This window comes from Flavobacterium sp. TS_SC_5 (assembly GCF_056156265.1).
Genome location: NZ_CM149588.1, coordinates 739519 through 758152 on the forward strand (window position 1 = coordinate 739519; position 18634 = coordinate 758152).

Below are 18634 nucleotides of genomic sequence, written 5' to 3' on the forward strand. Positions count from 1 at the left end.
TTGAACCTATTTTAAACAAAAAAAACCCTGCATCACTGCAAGGTTCTTTAACGTAATTGTATAATTTCTATTCCGGATCATTCATTTTAAAAGTATCCATAAATGCAGTTGTATAGTCTCCTGAAATATAACGAGGATCATCCATTAACTGTCTGTGGAAAGGAATCGTAGTTTTTATGCCTTCGATTACAAATTCATCTAACGCTCTTCTCATCTTGCTAATTGCTTCTTCACGAGATTGCGCAGTTGTAATCAGCTTTGCAATCATTGAATCATAATTTGGTGGAATAGTATACCCCGAATAAACGTGAGTATCTAAACGCACACCGTGTCCTCCTGGCATATGCAACGTAGTGATTTTTCCGGGAGACGGACGAAAATCATTATAAGGATCTTCCGCATTGATACGACATTCAATTGCATGTAACTGCGGCAAATAATTTCTTCCTGAAATCGCTACTCCAGCTGCAACAAGAATTTGCTCACGAATTAAATCATAATCAATAACCTGCTCTGTAATAGGATGCTCAACTTGGATACGCGTATTCATTTCCATGAAGTAGAAATTACGGTGTTTATCCACTAAGAATTCTACCGTTCCTGCACCTTCATACTTAATATATTCCGCTGCTTTTACCGCTGCTTCTCCCATTTTATGACGTAATTCTTCTGTCATAAATGGAGATGGAGTTTCTTCAGTTAATTTTTGATGACGTCTTTGAACAGAACAGTCTCTTTCAGAAAGGTGACATGCTTTACCGTAGGCATCACCTACCACTTGGATTTCGATATGACGAGGCTCTTCAATTAATTTCTCAAGATACATTCCGTCATTTCCAAAAGCTGCAGCAGATTCCTGACGTGCACTTTCCCATGCTTTTAATAATTCGTCTTCTTTCCAAACCGCACGCATTCCTTTTCCTCCACCACCAGCAGTCGCTTTAAGCATTACCGGAAAACCAAAATCTTTTGATAATTGTAAGGCTTGGTCATACGATTCTAAAATCCCAACAGAACCAGGAACACAGGGAACGCCTGCTTCAATCATAGTTGCTTTTGCGGAAGCTTTGTCTCCCATTCGATCAATCATTTCCGGAGATGCTCCAATGAATTTGATTCCATGTTCTTGACAAATTTTAGAAAATTTGGAATTCTCAGAAAGAAATCCGTATCCTGGATGTATTGCATCTGCATTTGTAATTTCGGCAGCGGCAATTATATTCGACATCTTCAAATAGGACAAGTTGCTTGGAGGTGGTCCTATACAAACCGCTTCATCAGCAAACTTAACATGTAGACTTTCGGCATCAGCAGTAGAATAAACAGCAACTGTTTTGATACCCATTTCCTTGCACGTTCTAATTACGCGTAACGCAATTTCCCCTCTATTTGCAATTAATATTTTTTTAAACATCTTTTTTTGAAATTTTAAATGTTGAATTTTAAATTTTAAATTATTTCAAATAACGAAAACTCATCATTCAAAATTTATAATTTATAATTTATAATTTCTTATGATGGATCTACTAAGAATAAAGGTTGGTCAAATTCAACTGGCGACATATCGTCAACCAATATTTTTACAATTTTACCAGAAACTTCAGATTCAATTTCGTTAAATAATTTCATCGCTTCGATTACGCAAAGAACGTCACCTTTAGAAATTGTTTTACCTACTTCAACAAACATTGGTTTATCCGGAGATGGTTTTCTATAAAAAGTTCCAATGATTGGTGATTTTATAGTGATATAATGAGCGTTTTCTACTATAGGAACTTCTGGAGCAGCTGCTACCGGAGCAATTTGCTGAGGAACTGCCGCTTGCTGAAGTGGTGCTTGAGCAGGCATTTGCTGAACATATGTGGTTTCTGTTACATTTCCTTCTAAAGTTGTTCTGATAGTGATTTTTACATCATCCATCTCCAACTTAACTTCTGCAACTCCTGAATTTGCTACAAACTTGATAAGATTTTGAATTTCTTTTAAATCCATAATTATTTGTTTTTAGTTTAAATTTATTTTTTATCGTAGGCCCATTTTAGATAAATGGATCCCCATGTGAATCCACCTCCAAAAGCAGCAAAAATTATCGTATCTCCTTTTTTGAATACATGCTCAAAATCGCTAAGTACTAGTGGTAAAGTAGCCGAAGTGGTGTTTCCGTATTTTTCGATATTCATTAACACTTTAGAATCTTCTAAATTCATTCTATTTGCTGTTGCATCGATGATACGTTTATTGGCCTGATGAGGAACTAACCAATCTACGTCTTCATTTGTCAAATTATTTCTTTTCAGAAGTAATTCGCTAGAATCCGCCATATTTGTTACTGCATATTTAAACACTGTTTTACCGTCTTGGATAATATTATGTCTGTTCTCTTTTATTGTATCAATAGAAGTAGGATGAAGTGAACCTCCAGCATCAATTTTTAAGAAATCCCTGCCAATTCCGTCACTGCGCAAGTATTCGTCTTGCAATCCTAATCCTTCATAATTAGGTTCGAATAATACTGCGCCAGCGCCATCACCAAAAATAATACAAGTTGATCTATCAGTATAATCAACAATAGAGGACATCTTATCGGCACCAATTAAAAGTACTTTTTTATATCTACCGGATTGTATGTAAGCAGCTGCGGTTGACATTCCAAATAAGAAACTGGAACAAGCAGCCTGCAAATCATAAGAAAAAGCATTAGTTGCTCCAATTTGAGTGGCAACATATACGCCTGTAGCAGCTACTGGCATATCCGGTGTAGCGGTTGCCATAATCAACAAATCTATTTCCAGCGGATCGATATTAGCTTTAACTAATAAATCTTGAGCAGCTTTTATAGCTAAAAAAGAAGTTCCTTTATCTTCATCTTTAAGGATTCTTCTTTCTTTTATTCCTGTACGAGAGGTGATCCACTCGTCATTGGTGTCAACCATAGCTTCGAGCGCTTTGTTCGTTAGTACAAAGTCCGGAACATAGGCTCCAACAGCGGTAATTGCGGCTGTGATTGTATTCATCGTATGCGTTTATTTCTAGTCAAATGTTACCATTTGAAAATTTTTTAAAAGACTTGAAAATTACAAAAAAAATTCCAATCTAATTGATTTAGAACTTCTTATTTAACAAAATTATAGACAACAAAAAAACTCTCACGATGTGAGAGTTCGAATATCATTTACAAAAATGGATTAAGCAACAGCTACAGACTTATCTATAACAACTTGCCCTCTGTAATACATTTTACCTTCATGCCAATATGCTCTGTGGTATAAATGTGCTTCTCCAGTGATAGGACAAGTAGCGATTTGTGCTACGGTAGCTTTGTAATGTGTTCTTCTTTTATCTCTTCTTGTTTTGGAGATTTTTCTCTTAGGATGTGCCATTTTACTATATTATTTATCCGTTAATAGTTGCTTTAATTTGTCCCATCGCGGGTCAATATTTTCTTCTTCTTTATTTTCTTCTTTTTCTTCCTTTACTGCAAGTTCATTTAGCTTAGTCAAAGCTTCAGTCTGTAAACTTCCGTCTTTTATGCCTGGGTGAACACGTCTTAGAGGCACTGACAACACAATCATTTCATAGATATATTGCGCAACATCTATTTCAAATTCGCCATGAGGTAAAATTAATAATTCCTCATTTTCATTATTGAACTCTTCTCCAAAACGAACGATTAGTTTCATTTTGCCTTTAATTGGCAAATCAAAATCTTCGCTGGTAAGATCACAAGGTACATTTACAAAACCTTTGTGTTTAAAACTCAGCTCTAACAGCGTACTTTTTTTCTCTAAAACTACATTTACTTTGATATTTGAATCTCGATATTCATGATAATCAAAGATTTCAAAGAACGCATTACTGATTTGATACTCAAAATGATGTTTCCCTAGCTTTAATCCTATAAAAGGAATTAAATATTCTTTTGTGTTCTTCATTTCAACAACAATTTGCCCCTAAACTTCGGGAGTGCAAAGATATAAAATTATTGCAAATCTAATAATGTTATTCACTTTTTTTTGTTCACAACTACTTTTCTTTTGTTTTTAAAGGTTTTTCACTAATTTCGGCATATTGATTTCTGGAATGGTAAATATCTATAGCCAAATAAACCGCCTCTTTAAACGAGTTGAAATCCGCTATTCCCTTTCCTGCTATGTCATAAGCAGTACCATGGTCAGGCGACGTTCTAATCTTATCTAAACCCGCAGTATAATTTACTCCTTTACCAAAAGATAATGTTTTAAAAGGAATCAACCCTTGATCGTGATAAGTAGCTATAACAGCATCGTATTTCTCGTATTGGTTACTGCCAAAAAAACCATCTGCAGCAAAAGGTCCAAAAACTAAAGTCCCTTTGTCAAATATTTTTTTCAATGCAGGTTTTAATATCAAGTCATCCTCAGTGCCAATAACTCCACCGTCACCGCAATGCGGATTTAACCCCAGAACCGCAATTTTAGGCTTATTAATACTGAAATCCTGAATTAAAGATTGTTTGACTGTTTCAATTTTTTTCTTTATTAGTTCCTCCGTAAGATGAGATGCCACTTCACTTAAAGGAATATGGTCCGTCAACAACCCCACTCTTAAATTATCCTGAACCATCAACATAAGTGCATTCCCTTCTAATTCCTGATCTAAATAATCCGTATGTCCAGGAAACTTAAACTCCTCAGACTGGATATTATATTTATTTATAGGCGCCGTTACCAAAACATCAACCAAGCCTTCTTTCAAAGCTTTGGTCGCAGCAACAAATGATTTTATAGCATACTCTCCTGCTTTTGGATCATTTACACCCAGATTCAAGTCCACACCTTCTCTCCAAAGATTCAAAACATTAATTTTCCCAGGAACAATTTGATCCAGTTTATCAATACCATGCAACAAGGAAGTTGATTGAAAACTTTTTTTTACAAAAGACAACAACTTAACATTTGCAAAGATAACCGGCGTACATAACTCTAACATTCGAGAATCCTCGAACGTTTTTAAAACAACCTCGCTTCCAATACCGTTTAAATCTCCTATAGAAATTCCTACGATTATATTTTCTGCTTTTTTCATCATGACATACCGTTATTTATTGCTAATTTTGAAGTGCAAATTTAGTAAAATAAAACAAGAAATGTTTACAGGAATTATAGAAACCCTTGGCACCATACAAGAAATAAAAAAAGAGAACACTAACGTGCATATCACGATGAATTCATCGATTACCAGCGAACTTCAAATAGACCAAAGTGTTGCTCATAATGGAATATGCCTTACTGTTGTTGCTATAAAAGACACTTCTTACACAGTAACAGCGATAGACGAAACCATAAAAAAAACAAACCTATCCGACTGGAAAATTGGTGACAGCGTCAATCTGGAAAGAGCTATGAAACTAGGCGACAGACTTGACGGACACATCGTACAAGGACATGTGGACCAAATAGGCACCTGCATCACCGCCGAAGAAACTAACGGAAGCTGGCTTTACACTTTTGAATATGATGAAAACCTAAACAACATCACTATAGAGAAAGGATCCATCACAGTAAATGGAGTTAGTTTGACAGTTGTAGACTCAAAGAAAAATCAGTTTAGTGTAGCTATTATCCCTTATACCTATGAACACACCAATTTCAACACTTTTGAAGTAGGAACAAGAATAAATTTGGAATTTGACGTCATTGGAAAATATGTTTCCCGATTGTACGCAAACAAATAAAAATTCCACTTTATAAAACAAAAAACTCCAATTTACATTGGAGTTTTTTGTTTTATTTTAAAATTATAAATAATGTAAATCCCAAATAGTAAGGCGATTATCAGTAGTAAAAATATATTTTCATCTATCGGCAACATTGGAGGAGGAGGAGGCCTTCTATTAGTAGGCATAGGAGGATTTCCATTAGCAATTACACTAAAAATGCTAAAAAAAAAGAGAATAAAACACAATGCGTTTTTCTGAACTATTTTCATAAGATCAAATATAAAAATCTATTTTTAAAAAACAAATCATCTTCAATCCTAATTCAACTAATGAGTGTCTTTTTCATAAAACTACTATACAAACTAGTTCAAATAAAAATTTTATAAATAAAAAAACCGCACTAAATTAGTGCGGTTTGTGGTCCCACCTGGGCTCGAACCAGGGACCACCTGATTATGAGTCAGGTGCTCTAACCAGCTGAGCTATAGGACCGGTTTAGAGTGTGCAATATTACCACTATTTTTCATTTGCTCCAAATATTTTTGACTTAGATTTGAATATAATTCAATTATTAGCTATATTAAAACAGAAACCAGCTGAATATTAGATTACTACCCATTTACCCAAAATAAAATTATTTAATTTCCTGACACAATTCAATTAAAACACCATTCGTACTTTTTGGATGTAAAAACGCAACTAACTTATTATCAGCTCCTTTCTTAGGAATTTCATTCAAGATTATAAACCCTTCTTTTTGCAAACGTGCTATTTCTGAGACAATATCTTCAACATCAAAAGCAATATGATGAATTCCTTCCCCTTTCTTTTCTATGAACTTGGCAATGGGACTATCCGGATTAGTTGCCGCAAGAAGTTCAATCTTATTGGGTCCATTCAAAAAAAATGAAGTTGTTACTCCTTCGGTTTCGACATCTTCAAATTTATATGCCGGAGCACCAAAGAGTTTTTCAAAAACTAAATTTGAAACCTTTAAGTCTTTAACCGCAATTCCTATATGTTCTATTTTTCTCATTATATATGTTTTGAAAGCAACGCTACTTTGGTTTGAAAATTCAAATATTGCTGCTAGTTAATATTGTATTACTTACTAGTGTAAAATTAAACATTAAAAATAAAAAAAGTAAGCAATCTAAAAAGTAAGAGGAATTAAATCACTCACAATAATTCATTAAAAAATTTCGATTGCAGGAATTATAATTGTTATTTTGTAAATTCTAATTATGATTTGATATGTTGAAAAACAATTTAAAATATACCTTCTTTCTATTGCTTTTAATTACTGTTGGATGTGCAAAAAGAGGCTCCATCACTGGCGGTTTGAAAGATACCATTGCCCCTGTTTTAAAAGCAAGTTTTCCGGAAAATTTTAGCAAAAACTTCAAAGGAAACGAAATCAAACTAGTTTTTGACGAGAATATTAAATTGAAAAACCTGAACAAACAGTTGATTATTTCACCCCCAATGAAAAACGAACCGTTGATTTTACCAACAACGGCGAGCAAAACAATTACAATAAAAATCAAAGACACACTACAACCCAACACCACTTACAGCTTTAATTTTGGCCAAAGCATCGCTGATAATAATGAAGGAAATCCATTCAATCAATTCAAATATGTGTTTTCTACCGGTGATTACATTGACTCTTTAAGCCTTGGCGGAACTGTAAAAAGCGCTTTTGATAAAGAAGTTGAGTCATTCGTTTCGGTTATGCTTTATGACGTGAATGACACTTTCAAAGATTCAATAGTTTATAATGAGAACCCAAGATATGTGACCAACACATTAGATAGTTTGAAGACTTTTCGTTTTGAGAATTTAAAAGCCGGTAAATACCTTCTTGTAGCCATGAAAGACTACAATAGCAACAATAAATACAATCCAAAAACGGATAAAATCGGATTTAGCAAAGACTTTATTACTATTCCAAATGATACGCTTTACGAGTTAGAATTGTTCAAGGAATCGCTTCCTTTCAAAACTTTCAAACCAAGTCAAGCATCCGGAAACAGATTGTTCCTAGGATACGAGGGCAATGTGAATTCTGCGGCTGCAAGTCCAAAAATAGTACTAAAAACCAACAATGACATCTTGTCTACGATTATTACTAAATTCCAAAAAAAGGATTCCCTACAAGTCTGGTACAAACCCATCAAAAGTGATTCGCTTAATTTGGCTGTAGCCAAAGACCAATACGAAGCGAACTTCAATTTTAAAATCAAAGACCAGAAAAAAGATACATTAAAGATTTCAGCAATCCAAACAGGCAACCTGAAATTCCGAGAGCGCTTTGCACTAGAAAGTTCGACTCCAATAATTCGCGTTGAAAATTCGAAAATAAGTGTGATCAACAATTCAAAAACCGCAGTGGTTTTTACATCAGAATACGATGAGTTTAATCAAAAATTGTATTTTGACTTCAAAAAGGAACCTTCGGAAAATTATACTTTTAAACTCTTACCCGGAGCGCTGACTGATTTTTTTGAACAAACAAATGACACTTTAACGTATAAATTAAGCACTAAGAGTACTGCTGAGTACGGGAATCTCACTGTGTCAGTAGAAAACATCAAACAATTTCCTGTTATTGTTGAACTCACTAATACAAAAGGCGATGTTTTGACCACTGAATACACTGATAAAAACACCACCGTAGACTTTAATTTAATTGAACCTGCACTTTACACCTTGCGCGCTATTTATGACACCAACAAAAACAAGGAGTGGGATCCCGGAAATTATTTAGAAAAACGTCAGGCCGAAGAAGTAATTTATTTTTCCAAAGAAATTGATGTCCGTGCAAATTGGGACGTAAATCAAATTTTTGATTTGAGCATTCCCTACATTCCGGAACCTAAAAAGAAAGCCGATACGAAAAATCAGAACTAGATGTTTTTTATTTCAAAAGAATCTCTGTCGTTTAAAAAACCTAATTTTTGTCGGGTTTCCAGCATTTTTTCTTGGTCTAGCTGTACTGTAAAACAGCCTTCAGATTCTTCTGGTTTCAGTACATAATTCCCTAGAAAATCGACTGCTTGCGAGTGCCCAATGTACTCGTAACCATTTGCATCAGCACCTATTCTATTGACACCAATTGCATAACTCATATTTTCTATTGCTCGCGCTTTCAATAAAGCATCCCAAGCATTCGTTCTTACTTTTGGCCAACTTGCCACATAAATCAACAAGTCATAATCCTCACTATTTCTGGAAAAAGCAGGAAATCTCAAATCATAACAAATCAACGGACAAATTTTCCAACCCAAATAGTCTACAACTTTTTTTTGGTTTCCACAGGTATAGACTTTGTCTTCGCCAGCCAAAGTAAATAAATGTCTTTTATCATAAAACTGAATTTCTCCGGAAGGAAATACAAATACTAACCGATTGTAAAAATTTCCATTTTCTGCAATAACTAAACTTCCCGTAATGGCGCAGTTTCTAACTTTTGCCAATACTTGAAGCCAAGTTATTGTTTCACCTTCCATGGTTTCAGCCACGTGTTCGGGATTCATTGTAAAGCCGCTCGTAAACATTTCCGGTAAAACAATTAAATCAACATTTTCAGTAATTGAATAGATTATTGCTTCAAAGTAATTGCGATTTGACTGTGGATTTTCCCAAATTAAAGGAGCTTGGATCAGGGTGACTTGCATGATTTTATTTTTTATAAAAATAAGAAATATCACAATACCAGAAGTTCATTATATTAGCAAAAAACAATTTTATGAAAAAGATACTTCTTGTATGCACCATGTTATTCTCTCTTTTGATTTTTGGACAAGAAAAATCAGGAGCAAAACAATTTTGGGAAAACTTACAAAAACAATGTGGCAAATCATTTGAAGGCGAAATCACAGAAGGCGCTGCCAATGACACTTTCCGGGATAAAAAATTAGTAATGCACGTACGCAATTGTGACGAAAATACGATTAGGATTCCGTTTTTTGTGGGAGAGGACAAATCAAGAACTTGGGTGTTAACCTATAAAAATGACCGAATCCAATTGAAACACGACCACCGCCACGAAGACGGCTCCGAAGATAAGGTGACGCAATACGGCGGAAAAGCATCTAATTCTGGTTCATCAACGCTTCAGTTTTTTCCAGCAGATCAACAAACGTGTGATTTAATCCCAAATGCTGCTGCAAATGTATGGTGGATTACTTTAGATGAAACTTCATTTACATACAACTTAAGACGCATCGGTTCTGACCGACTTTTTACCGTGAAATTTGACTTAACAAAAACAGTAACAACACCTTCCGCACCTTGGGGCTGGAAAGATTAATTTAAGATTGATTATTTTACATAAAAAAAACGCATTTAAATTTGACATTGAATGCGTTTTTTAACTATATAATCTAAATTTTTTATCCTTTTAAACTTGCAGATAAATATTCTCTATTCATTCTGGCAATATTTTCAAGAGAAATTCCTTTTGGACATTCCACTTCACAAGCTCCAGTATTAGTACAGTTACCAAAACCTTCAGCATCCATCTGTGCAACCATGTTAAGAACACGATCAGTAGCTTCTACTTTCCCTTGCGGCAATAAAGCGTATTGTGAGACCTTTGCAGACACAAAAAGCATTGCAGAAGAGTTTTTACAAGATGCTACACAAGCACCACAGCCAATACAAGTTGCAGCATCAAACGCTCTATCAGCATCATGTTTAGGAATAGGAATTGCGTTAGCATCAGTAGGCTTCCCTGAAGTATTGATGGATACAAATCCACCCGCGTGCTGGATTCTATCAAAAGCGCTTCTGTCAACAACTAAATCCTTAATTACTGGAAAAGCCTTTGCTCTAAAGGGCTCAATGTAGATTGTATCACCATCTTTAAACATTCTCATGTGCAATTGACAAGTAGGAACCCCTCTATCTGGACCGTGTGCTTCACCGTTAATGTATAAAGAACATGAACCGCAAATTCCTTCGCGACAATCATGATCAAAAGATACTGGCAAATCGCCCTTCATTATTAAACCTTCGTTTAGAACGTCTAACATCTCAAGAAAAGACATATCCTCTTCAATTCCATCTAATGGATATTCAACGATTTCACCTTTTGCTTTAGCGTTTTTTTGACGCCATATTTTTAATGTAAGTTTCATATTTTCTTTAGTTTGAAAGTCGCACTATAAAAAGTCGTTTCCATACGACTTTCGATACTGAACTAATTCCTATTTATAACTACGAGTTACTAATTTAACATTGTCATATACTAATGGTTCTTTATGAAGTACAGCCTCGCTTGGTTTACCCATGTATTCCCATGCGGCAACATATGCAAAATTTTCATCATCACGTTGTGCTTCTCCGTCTTCTGATTGATACTCTTCACGGAAATGACCTCCACAAGATTCATTTCGGTGTAAGGCATCTTTAGCAAATAATTCACCCAACTCCAAGAAGTCGGCCACACGACCCGCTTTATCTAACTCTTGATTAAAACTGTTAGCGTCACCAGGCACTTTTACATCTTTATAGAACTCTTCTCTTAACGCTGCAATTTCTACGATTGCTTCATTTAATCCTTTCGCATTTCGTGCCATTCCAACTTTGTTCCACATGATTTTTCCAAGTTTCTTATGGAAATAATCAACAGAATGAGTTCCATTATTATTGATAAACTGATCAATTCGTGCTTTTACATTATTTTCAGCTTCAATAAATTCAGGTAAATCAGTAGAAATTTTTCCTGTCTTGATATCTGGAGCTAAATAATCTCCTATTGTGTAAGGCAATACAAAGTAACCATCTGCTAAACCTTGCATTAATGCAGAAGCTCCTAACCTATTTGCTCCATGATCAGAGAAATTTGATTCTCCAATAGAGAAGCAACCTGGAATAGTGGTCTGTAAGTTATAATCAACCCAAGTACCACCCATGGTATAATGTACCGCAGGATAAATCATCATTGGTGTTGTGTACGGATTCTCATCAACGATTTTCTCATACATTTGGAATAAATTCCCGTATTTATTAGCTACAAGTGCAGCGCCTAATTTTGTAATTAATGCGGCATCATTAGCATCTAATCCTTTTACGTAGGCTTGTTCTTTACCGTAGCGTTCGATCGCTGCAGCAAAATCTAAATACACTGCTTCACCAGTTTTGTTAACTCCAAAACCAGCATCACATCTTTCTTTAGCAGCTCGAGAAGCAATATCTCTAGGTACTAAATTTCCAAAAGCTGGATAACGACGCTCTAAGTAATAATCTCTGTCTGCTTCAGCAATTTGTGTTGGTTTCAATTTTCCTTCACGGATAGATTTCGCATCCTCTAATTTTGCTGGAACCCAAATTCGTCCGTCATTACGCAACGATTCTGACATCAATGTCAATTTAGATTGGTGATCTCCTGAAACTGGGATACAAGTAGGGTGAATTTGTGTATAACAAGGATTAGCAAAAAACGCTCCTTTTTTATGTATTTTCCAAGCAGCAGTTGCGTTACTTCCCATAGCGTAAGTGGATAGGAAAAATACATTTCCGTAACCTCCAGAGGCAATAACTACTGCATGCGCTGAGTGTCTTTCTATTTCTCCGGTAACTAAATCGCGTGCAATGATTCCTCTTGCTTTACCATCCACTATTACTAAATCTTGCATTTCGTGACGTGTGTAAGATTTAATCTTTCCACGGCCGATTTGGCGGTTCATAGCAGAATAAGCACCTAGTAACAATTGTTGACCTGTTTGTCCTTTAGCGTAAAATGTTCTTGCGACTAAAGTTCCTCCAAAAGAACGGTTGTCTAAAAGTCCACCATATTCTCGTGCCAATGGCACACCTTGCATTACACACTGGTCAATAATATTTACTGAAACTTCCGCTAATCTGTGCACGTTAGCTTCTCTTGAACGGTAATCACCACCTTTTACAGTATCATAAAACAAACGGAAAGTTGAATCTCCATCTCCTTGATAATTTTTTGCCGCATTAATCCCACCTTGCGCCGCAATTGAATGCGCACGTCTTGGTGAATCCTGAAAACAAAATGTTTTTACGTTATATCCTAATTCAGCTAATGTTGCAGCAGCAGAACTTCCTGCAAGTCCCGTTCCAACAACAATAATATCAATATTACGTTTGTTAGCCGGGTTTACTAAATTAATATGATCTTTATAATTTGTCCATTTGTCCGATATTGGACCATTTGGAATTTTTGAATCTAATGCCATTTATAATTTAATATTAATGATTAAAATGATGAAATAATGCAATGAAAATGAAACCAAAAGGAACTACAATTGCAAAAGCATATCCTAATTTGTGTAATGATCTTGAATATTTATTGTTAAAACCCACCGATTGAAACGATGAATTGAAACCATGCCAAAGGTGAAGTGACAATAAAATAAACGAAGCGCAATAAATACCGGTGCGTACTGGACTAACGAATTTATGTGTTAACTCCTCAAAATATCTGGTTTCGTTGAGCGGATTAACATCTACGTATTTATAGATCATTTCGGGAACCCAAAAATCATAAAAATGTAGTAGCATAAAAGCTAAAACAACTAACCCGGAAATAATCATATTTCTTGAAGCCCAAGAAGAGTTAGCCGCTCCATTGTTCTTTACATAATTTATTGGTCTAGCACTGTTATTTTTGAATTCTAAAACGATACCCATTATAAAGTGAAAAACAACACCTATTATAAGAATTGGCTGAATTACAAACTGCACCAATGGATTATTACCCATAAAATGAGAAATAGCGTTGAAAGCGTCAGGGCTAAAAACTGAAGTACTGTTTATAAAAAAATGTTGTGCTAAAAATAAAATTAAGAAAAGTCCAGAAAGCGCCATTGCGACTTTTTTTGCAATCGATGACTTTAATAATGCAGATTTTGCCATAAGGTTTTGTATGAATTAATTTAAAAATGATACAAAAATAGAGCAATTAGTGATGAACTACAACCTTTTCGCTATAATTTATAATCATTTTAAAGTGTTAATACCTAAATCCCAATAATTTGCTATCAACCAGCACTTAAGACGCTAAAAGCCTGTTATTTAGTTAAACAAAAGCAAATAATCGCACAATTTTACTGCAGCTGATATTTACTATAATCCTCATAAATAGGGATTTAATTTATCATATCAATAATTTTGATTAGGTAATTTTTTTAAATTCCTAAAAGTTTAATAAACACTATTTTTAGAACCCTAAAAAAACTGTCATTAAACTCCTAAATTTTACTTTTATAAGAAAAAAAATTATAATGAAAACAGGAATTGACGCTATCTCTTTTGATGTTGCAAAAATACATTTACCCATAAACACTTTGGCAAAAGCCAGAAATATCGAACCCGAAAAACTAGAAAAAGGACTGGGCTTAATCAAAATGACATTGCCAGACATACATCAAGACACGGTAGTTTTTGGTGCCAATGCATTGACCAAATTAATTTCAGACAACAACATAAACCTCAATGAAATTGCCCGAATTTATGTAGGAACCGAAAGCGCCATTGACAGCTCAAAGCCAATAAGTTCGTTCTTAATTGCATTGATGGAACAAAAATTTGGAGAAAACACGTTATCAGAATGTGATGTGGTTGATTTTACTTTTGCTTGTATTGGCGGAGTTGATGCCATACAAAACTGCATTGATTTTGTAACATTGAATCCAACAAAAAAAGCAATTGTTGTCACTACTGATTTTGCAAAATACGATTTAAACTCTACCGGAGAATACACACAAGGCGCTGGCGCTTTAGCAATGTTGATAACTTCAAACCCAAGAATTATTGCTTTCGAAAACAATTGGGCAACCAGCACAAAAGGAGTTTTTGACTTTTTTAAACCGTTCCGAACGATTTCGAAAACAGCAATTACAGGAAATACAACTAATGAACCCTGGTTTGAAAATTTAGAAAGTGAAGTTGAAATCCACAAAGACCAGCCGGTTTTTGACGGTCAATATTCGAATCAATGCTATATGGATCGAACGAGAGACGCTTATTTTTCATTCAAAAAATTAAAAAATACCACCGAAACTGTTTACGATTCCTGGAAAAGTATTGTCATGCACTTGCCTTATGCTTTTCAGGGACGTCGAATGTTGTCTGAAATTTATGCTTTGGATGCATCCAATACAATTATCTCTGGCGACGAAGATGCTTCTGAATACCAAAATAAATTGAAAGAAATCAGCAAATCAGAAGCCTATAAAGAATTTGTAAATGAAAAATTAATGCCTGCCGAAATCGCTTCTTCTCTAATTGGAAATCTATACACAGGTTCTATTTTCATGGGGTTACTTTCAACTTTGGCTCATTTTTACGATACTGAAAAAGAAATAAGCGGCAGTAAATTTGGCTTTCTTGCTTACGGAAGCGGCTCAAAATCAAAGGTTTTCGAAGGAACCATTCAACAAGACTGGAAATTAGCAATGGCTGACGTGAATCTTTTTGAAACAATAGAAAAAAGTTTCGAAATTGACTTTGAAACTTACAACAAACTGCACAAAAAGGAACAAAAAATCAGCATTCGAACTCCAAAAAATGAATGGATTTTAGACCAAATTGAAAATGAAATTACTAATTTAATTGGTGCTCGTTATTACAAATGGGTGGATTAATTTTTTATTTCTAAAAAAAGCACCGACAATTCATACTTGAACTTTCGGTGCTTTTTGATTTAATAGACCACATTCCGCTAACTGAATTTTGCCATGTATTGTTGAACAATTAAATCCGTATTCTCATTGCGCATTTTTTGCTCTAACTGAATTGGTGGCGAAGCGCGCTCCAAACAATTTTTTACGGCACAGGTTTCACAGGTAACCCCAACAATCTGTTTCTTAAGCGAGTCATTCTCGATAAACTTAAATTTTTTCTTCATTCCCGCCGTAATCAATATCCCCACCGATATACTACGGATACAATCAACCTTAAACGGATCCGGTGTTGCGGATGAAAAAACAAGGTATTCATTTTTGCTGTTTTCATAACTTGAGATTTGCGCATCAAAAAAATGATTCTTCTTTTGCTTCAAAGACTCCTCAATCGTGCGTATTGAAACCCATCTTCGGCAGTAATGCTCATTCATTTCATTTGCGTGCGGCTCCTGCTGGTTCGTGATATGCAATTCCTTTTTTATCTGATACGTATCCGTTCCTATTTGATGCGACAATCTCAGAAAGAAAAGATTCTTCAATTGAAAGTCTTTTGGTAAAATATTAGTCAACCTTTGATAAAACGATTCCGGGGAAACATTAAACCCGCTCATCACAGCAATCATTTCCTGCGGTTTTGGATCTGTTTTGGACAAAAATAAATTCAGTTCGTCAATTAATTTTTGCCTTGGAATAAGCAATGCTCCCGCAAAATATGAAGCATAAAAGTTGTTCAAAACCTGATCGAAGTTATCAAACTTAATCCAGCTGAACGTATACAATCTTTCGGTGATTTCAAGATAATTATATGCAATTTCTTTTGCTAAAATAAACGCCCTTTGGGGCTCGTCAATGTCTAATGAAAGTAACAATGTCTTGCTTTTTGGAACAAAAATAGATCTCAAATCTCCCAATTGTTCTTGTTCAGAAAAAACGAGTTCATTTATCGTATAACCATATTCTTCAATTAATATCGCCGTAAGTTCTTCAATCGAAATCTTGGTCTCAATATTCACGTGAAACGCTTTGGAAAACTGCAACACTTTCTGCTCTAAATCTTCAAAATAGTTCGTATGTGCTTCTTGGTACGAACGCAACGACGCCAAAAAGAAACTCTCTCTTGTCAAATTATAATGCTGTGCGATCTCAATAATCGTACTGATAAACGCATTGACTTTTGCAGGAGCATTGGCAATAATATCGATGAGATCGTTTTCCTGAATCCCAAAAATCTCCAGAGGTATCTCTTTTAGAATACCCGATTTTAGGATTTCTCCAATGGGCGCCAGATTATTATCCAGTTTCAACGAAACCATATTATCATAGGAAATATCGAGTTTTTCGGCTAACAGAATAATTTTATCCGTTTTTGGATACTTTTTCCCTTTTTCAATTTCGTTCAAATACGATTTTGAAAGGTCCGTGATTTTTGCCAAACCAAATAGTGACAGATTCTTATTGGTGCGAGCCTGCTTGAGTTTTAACCCAAAAATCAACTTGATATAATCCTTTTCTATGTTCATATCTCAAAGATAAGCTAAAAAATATTTACGCCAAAAAAAATATTTTTCATTTTTAGCGTACGTTCGCTTGTTTTGTAAAAAACTTTTCGTAACATTGTCATGTAAAACATATTAACCATGAAAGCAAATACCGAAACAACCGAAAAATCGTTACAGTTTTCCAATGAAACGAAAGAGCATTATCCAGAAATTTTGACGGACCAGGCAATTAATTTTATTACAGAACTTCACGAGCGATTCAATGCCAAAAGACTTTTGTTATTAGACGAAAGAAGAAAACAACAGGATTTATTTGATGCGGGAACCTTACCAATTTTTCCTGCTGAGACTAAAAGCATCAGAGAAAGTTATTGGAAAGCGGCGCAAACGCCAGACGATTTATTAGATCGAAGAGTCGAAATAACAGGTCCAGTCGACAGAAAAATGGTCATTAATGCATTAAATTCAGGTGCAAAAACATTCATGGCTGATTTTGAAGACAGCACTTCTCCTACTTGGAGCAACTTAATGACGGGACAGCAAAACTTAAAAGATGCGGTGAATAAAACCATTGCTCTTGAAGACACTATAAAGAATAAAAAATACAGTCTGAACGAAAAAACTGCAGTACTGCTTGTTCGTCCAAGAGGATTGCACTTACCGGAAAAAAATATTTTGATTAACGGAGAACAAACTTCTGGATCACTAATTGACTTCGGATTATATGCTTTTCACAATCATAAGCAACTTATTGAAGATGGAACGGCACCATATTTTTACATTCCAAAACTGGAACATTATCTGGAAGCAAGATGGTGGAATGAAGTTTTCGAATTTACACAGGAATATTTAGGCGTAAAAAACGGAACATTCAAAGCCACAGTTTTAATCGAAACAATAACTGCCAGTTTTCAATTAGACGAAATCATTTTTGAACTGAAAGAGCATATTGTAGGTCTTAATTGCGGGCGATGGGATTACATTTTTTCATACATCAAAAAATTAAGAAAAAACCCAGCTTTCATTGTTCCAAATAGAGATCAGGTGACGATGACTTCTCCATTTATGAGTGCGTATTCCCAATTAGTTATTCAAAGATGCCACAAACGAAATATTCATGCAATTGGTGGAATGGCGGCACAAATTCCAATAAAAAACAACGAAGAAGCCAATAAAATTGCTTTCGACAAAGTAATAGCCGACAAAGAACGGGAAGTAAAAAATGGTCATGACGGAACTTGGGTCGCACATCCGGATTTGGTTTCACTTGCCATGACAGTTTTCGATAAATACATGCCAAACAAAAACCAAATTGAGGTAAAAAGAGAAGATGTACACGTTACCGAAAATGATTTGCTCGAAACTCCAAAAGGAACCATTACCGAGGAAGGTGTTCGAAAAAACATTAGTATTTCAGTTTTATATATCGCTTCATGGCTCAACGGACAAGGCGCCGCAGCGTTGCACAATTTGATGGAAGATGCTGCTACTGCTGAGATTTCGAGATCACAATTGTGGCAATGGTTACAAAACGAGGTCGTTTTGGACAATAAAAAAACATTGAATACAAATTATTATCATCGTATAGCGATGGAGGAATTTGAAAAAATCAGAAAGCTTGTTGGGGATGAAAATCACGAAAAACAAAAATATGGACTGGCTGAACAATTACTAGACATTCTAGTGGTCAACGACAATTTTATCGAATTTTTGACCATTCCTGGATACAAATACATTTATAAAGTCAATTACAATCCCTATTAACAAACAACCAA

The 18634-nt window shown here is 35.0% G+C and carries 17 protein-coding genes and 1 tRNA gene; 5 read left to right on the plus strand and 13 right to left on the minus strand.

Translation table 11 applies throughout. The annotated features are described in order from the left end of the window. Positions 1-67: 67 nt before the first annotated feature. From accC to pdxA, 6 genes are all read right to left on the minus strand, one after another. The gene (accC, locus tag AC0J6S_RS03290) at positions 68-1414 is read right to left on the minus strand and encodes an acetyl-CoA carboxylase biotin carboxylase subunit (protein WP_131908176.1); all 1347 of its coding nucleotides are present in this window, start codon (positions 1412-1414) and stop codon (positions 68-70) included. A gap of 98 nt (positions 1415-1512) precedes the next feature. Continuing rightward, positions 1513-1992: an acetyl-CoA carboxylase biotin carboxyl carrier protein gene (gene accB, locus AC0J6S_RS03295; protein ID WP_474955419.1), complete on the minus strand. Its 480-nt coding sequence runs from the start codon at positions 1990-1992 to the stop codon at positions 1513-1515. Positions 1993-2015: 23 nt separating this feature from the next. After that, complete coding sequence (locus AC0J6S_RS03300) at positions 2016-3014, minus strand: beta-ketoacyl-ACP synthase III (protein WP_474955420.1); 999 nt, start codon at positions 3012-3014, stop codon at positions 2016-2018. A gap of 171 nt (positions 3015-3185) precedes the next feature. After that, positions 3186-3380, minus strand: coding sequence for a 50S ribosomal protein L32 (gene rpmF / locus AC0J6S_RS03305; protein WP_007137315.1), 195 nt, complete (start codon positions 3378-3380; stop codon positions 3186-3188). Positions 3381-3389: 9 nt separating this feature from the next. After that, entirely contained in the window at positions 3390-3932 is a 543-nt protein-coding gene (locus AC0J6S_RS03310; protein WP_474955421.1) for a YceD family protein, read from the minus strand. A gap of 91 nt (positions 3933-4023) precedes the next feature. Further along, positions 4024-5067: a 4-hydroxythreonine-4-phosphate dehydrogenase PdxA gene (gene pdxA / locus AC0J6S_RS03315; protein ID WP_474955422.1), complete on the minus strand. Its 1044-nt coding sequence runs from the start codon at positions 5065-5067 to the stop codon at positions 4024-4026. A gap of 58 nt (positions 5068-5125) precedes the next feature. Between pdxA and AC0J6S_RS03320 the strand changes: the two genes are divergently transcribed. Then, entirely contained in the window at positions 5126-5713 is a 588-nt protein-coding gene (locus AC0J6S_RS03320) for a riboflavin synthase (RefSeq protein WP_474955423.1), read from the plus strand. Positions 5714-6116: 403 nt separating this feature from the next. On the opposite strand, the gene AC0J6S_RS03325 is transcribed toward AC0J6S_RS03320, so the two are convergent. Both AC0J6S_RS03325 and mce read right to left on the minus strand, forming a co-directional pair. Beyond that, positions 6117-6190 (minus strand) — tRNA-Ile (locus tag AC0J6S_RS03325). A gap of 142 nt (positions 6191-6332) precedes the next feature. Beyond that, on the minus strand, positions 6333-6734 hold the full coding sequence (gene mce / locus AC0J6S_RS03330) for a methylmalonyl-CoA epimerase (RefSeq protein WP_474955424.1): 402 nt from the start codon (positions 6732-6734) through the stop codon (positions 6333-6335). Positions 6735-6952: 218 nt separating this feature from the next. On the opposite strand from mce, the gene AC0J6S_RS03335 reads away from it, so the two are divergent. Further along, on the plus strand, positions 6953-8611 hold the full coding sequence (locus AC0J6S_RS03335) for an Ig-like domain-containing domain (RefSeq protein ID WP_474955425.1): 1659 nt from the start codon (positions 6953-6955) through the stop codon (positions 8609-8611). On the opposite strand, the gene AC0J6S_RS03340 is transcribed toward AC0J6S_RS03335, so the two are convergent. After that, positions 8608-9378, minus strand: coding sequence for an amidohydrolase (locus AC0J6S_RS03340; RefSeq protein ID WP_474955426.1), 771 nt, complete (start codon positions 9376-9378; stop codon positions 8608-8610). The two genes, AC0J6S_RS03335 and AC0J6S_RS03340, sit on opposite strands and share 4 nt — an antisense overlap. Positions 9379-9449: 71 nt before the next feature. On the opposite strand from AC0J6S_RS03340, the gene AC0J6S_RS03345 reads away from it, so the two are divergent. Beyond that, entirely contained in the window at positions 9450-10013 is a 564-nt protein-coding gene (locus AC0J6S_RS03345; RefSeq protein ID WP_474955427.1) for a hypothetical protein, read from the plus strand. An 82-nt stretch (positions 10014-10095) separates the two neighbouring features. On the opposite strand, the gene AC0J6S_RS03350 is transcribed toward AC0J6S_RS03345, so the two are convergent. The 3 genes from AC0J6S_RS03350 to AC0J6S_RS03360 all read right to left on the minus strand — a co-directional run bounded on the left by AC0J6S_RS03350 (position 10096) and on the right by AC0J6S_RS03360 (position 13591). Further along, positions 10096-10842: a succinate dehydrogenase/fumarate reductase iron-sulfur subunit gene (locus AC0J6S_RS03350; RefSeq protein ID WP_474955428.1), complete on the minus strand. Its 747-nt coding sequence runs from the start codon at positions 10840-10842 to the stop codon at positions 10096-10098. Between the two features lie 69 nt (positions 10843-10911). Then, a complete protein-coding gene (locus AC0J6S_RS03355) occupies positions 10912-12912 on the minus strand; it encodes a fumarate reductase/succinate dehydrogenase flavoprotein subunit (RefSeq protein WP_474955429.1) in 2001 nt (666 codons plus the stop codon). A 13-nt stretch (positions 12913-12925) separates the two neighbouring features. Beyond that, entirely contained in the window at positions 12926-13591 is a 666-nt protein-coding gene (locus AC0J6S_RS03360) for a succinate dehydrogenase cytochrome b subunit (RefSeq protein ID WP_474955430.1), read from the minus strand. A gap of 368 nt (positions 13592-13959) precedes the next feature. Between AC0J6S_RS03360 and AC0J6S_RS03365 the strand changes: the two genes are divergently transcribed. Then, positions 13960-15321, plus strand: a complete 1362-nt coding sequence (locus tag AC0J6S_RS03365; protein ID WP_474955431.1) for a hydroxymethylglutaryl-CoA synthase family protein — start codon at positions 13960-13962, stop codon at positions 15319-15321. 77 nt (positions 15322-15398) lie between these two features. Here the strand turns inward: AC0J6S_RS03365 and AC0J6S_RS03370 are convergent, their stop codons facing one another. Then, positions 15399-16880, minus strand: a complete 1482-nt coding sequence (locus AC0J6S_RS03370; RefSeq protein WP_474955432.1) for a helix-turn-helix domain-containing protein — start codon at positions 16878-16880, stop codon at positions 15399-15401. A 117-nt stretch (positions 16881-16997) separates the two neighbouring features. Between AC0J6S_RS03370 and aceB the strand changes: the two genes are divergently transcribed. Continuing rightward, positions 16998-18623 (plus strand): malate synthase A, encoded by a 1626-nt coding sequence (gene aceB / locus AC0J6S_RS03375; RefSeq protein ID WP_474955433.1) that lies wholly within the window; start codon positions 16998-17000, stop codon positions 18621-18623. Positions 18624-18634 lie beyond the last annotated feature (11 nt).

What these genes read in the sequence shown, in the direction of transcription:
- accC (WP_131908176.1), bottom strand. Translation starts at nt 1,414, where the DNA reads ATGTTTAAAAAAATATTAATTGCAAATAGAGGGGAAATTGCGTTACGC.
- accB (WP_474955419.1), bottom strand. Translation starts at nt 1,992, where the DNA reads ATGGATTTAAAAGAAATTCAAAATCTTATCAAGTTTGTAGCAAATTCA.
- AC0J6S_RS03300 (WP_474955420.1), bottom strand. Translation starts at nt 3,014, where the DNA reads ATGAATACAATCACAGCCGCAATTACCGCTGTTGGAGCCTATGTTCCG.
- rpmF (WP_007137315.1), bottom strand. Translation starts at nt 3,380, where the DNA reads ATGGCACATCCTAAGAGAAAAATCTCCAAAACAAGAAGAGATAAAAGA.
- AC0J6S_RS03310 (WP_474955421.1), bottom strand. Translation starts at nt 3,932, where the DNA reads ATGAAGAACACAAAAGAATATTTAATTCCTTTTATAGGATTAAAGCTA.
- pdxA (WP_474955422.1), bottom strand. Translation starts at nt 5,067, where the DNA reads ATGATGAAAAAAGCAGAAAATATAATCGTAGGAATTTCTATAGGAGAT.
- AC0J6S_RS03320 (WP_474955423.1), top strand. Translation starts at nt 5,126, where the DNA reads ATGTTTACAGGAATTATAGAAACCCTTGGCACCATACAAGAAATAAAA.
- mce (WP_474955424.1), bottom strand. Translation starts at nt 6,734, where the DNA reads ATGAGAAAAATAGAACATATAGGAATTGCGGTTAAAGACTTAAAGGTT.
- AC0J6S_RS03335 (WP_474955425.1), top strand. Translation starts at nt 6,953, where the DNA reads ATGTTGAAAAACAATTTAAAATATACCTTCTTTCTATTGCTTTTAATT.
- AC0J6S_RS03340 (WP_474955426.1), bottom strand. Translation starts at nt 9,378, where the DNA reads ATGCAAGTCACCCTGATCCAAGCTCCTTTAATTTGGGAAAATCCACAG.
- AC0J6S_RS03345 (WP_474955427.1), top strand. Translation starts at nt 9,450, where the DNA reads ATGAAAAAGATACTTCTTGTATGCACCATGTTATTCTCTCTTTTGATT.
- AC0J6S_RS03350 (WP_474955428.1), bottom strand. Translation starts at nt 10,842, where the DNA reads ATGAAACTTACATTAAAAATATGGCGTCAAAAAAACGCTAAAGCAAAA.
- AC0J6S_RS03355 (WP_474955429.1), bottom strand. Translation starts at nt 12,912, where the DNA reads ATGGCATTAGATTCAAAAATTCCAAATGGTCCAATATCGGACAAATGG.
- AC0J6S_RS03360 (WP_474955430.1), bottom strand. Translation starts at nt 13,591, where the DNA reads ATGGCAAAATCTGCATTATTAAAGTCATCGATTGCAAAAAAAGTCGCA.
- AC0J6S_RS03365 (WP_474955431.1), top strand. Translation starts at nt 13,960, where the DNA reads ATGAAAACAGGAATTGACGCTATCTCTTTTGATGTTGCAAAAATACAT.
- AC0J6S_RS03370 (WP_474955432.1), bottom strand. Translation starts at nt 16,880, where the DNA reads ATGAACATAGAAAAGGATTATATCAAGTTGATTTTTGGGTTAAAACTC.
- aceB (WP_474955433.1), top strand. Translation starts at nt 16,998, where the DNA reads ATGAAAGCAAATACCGAAACAACCGAAAAATCGTTACAGTTTTCCAAT.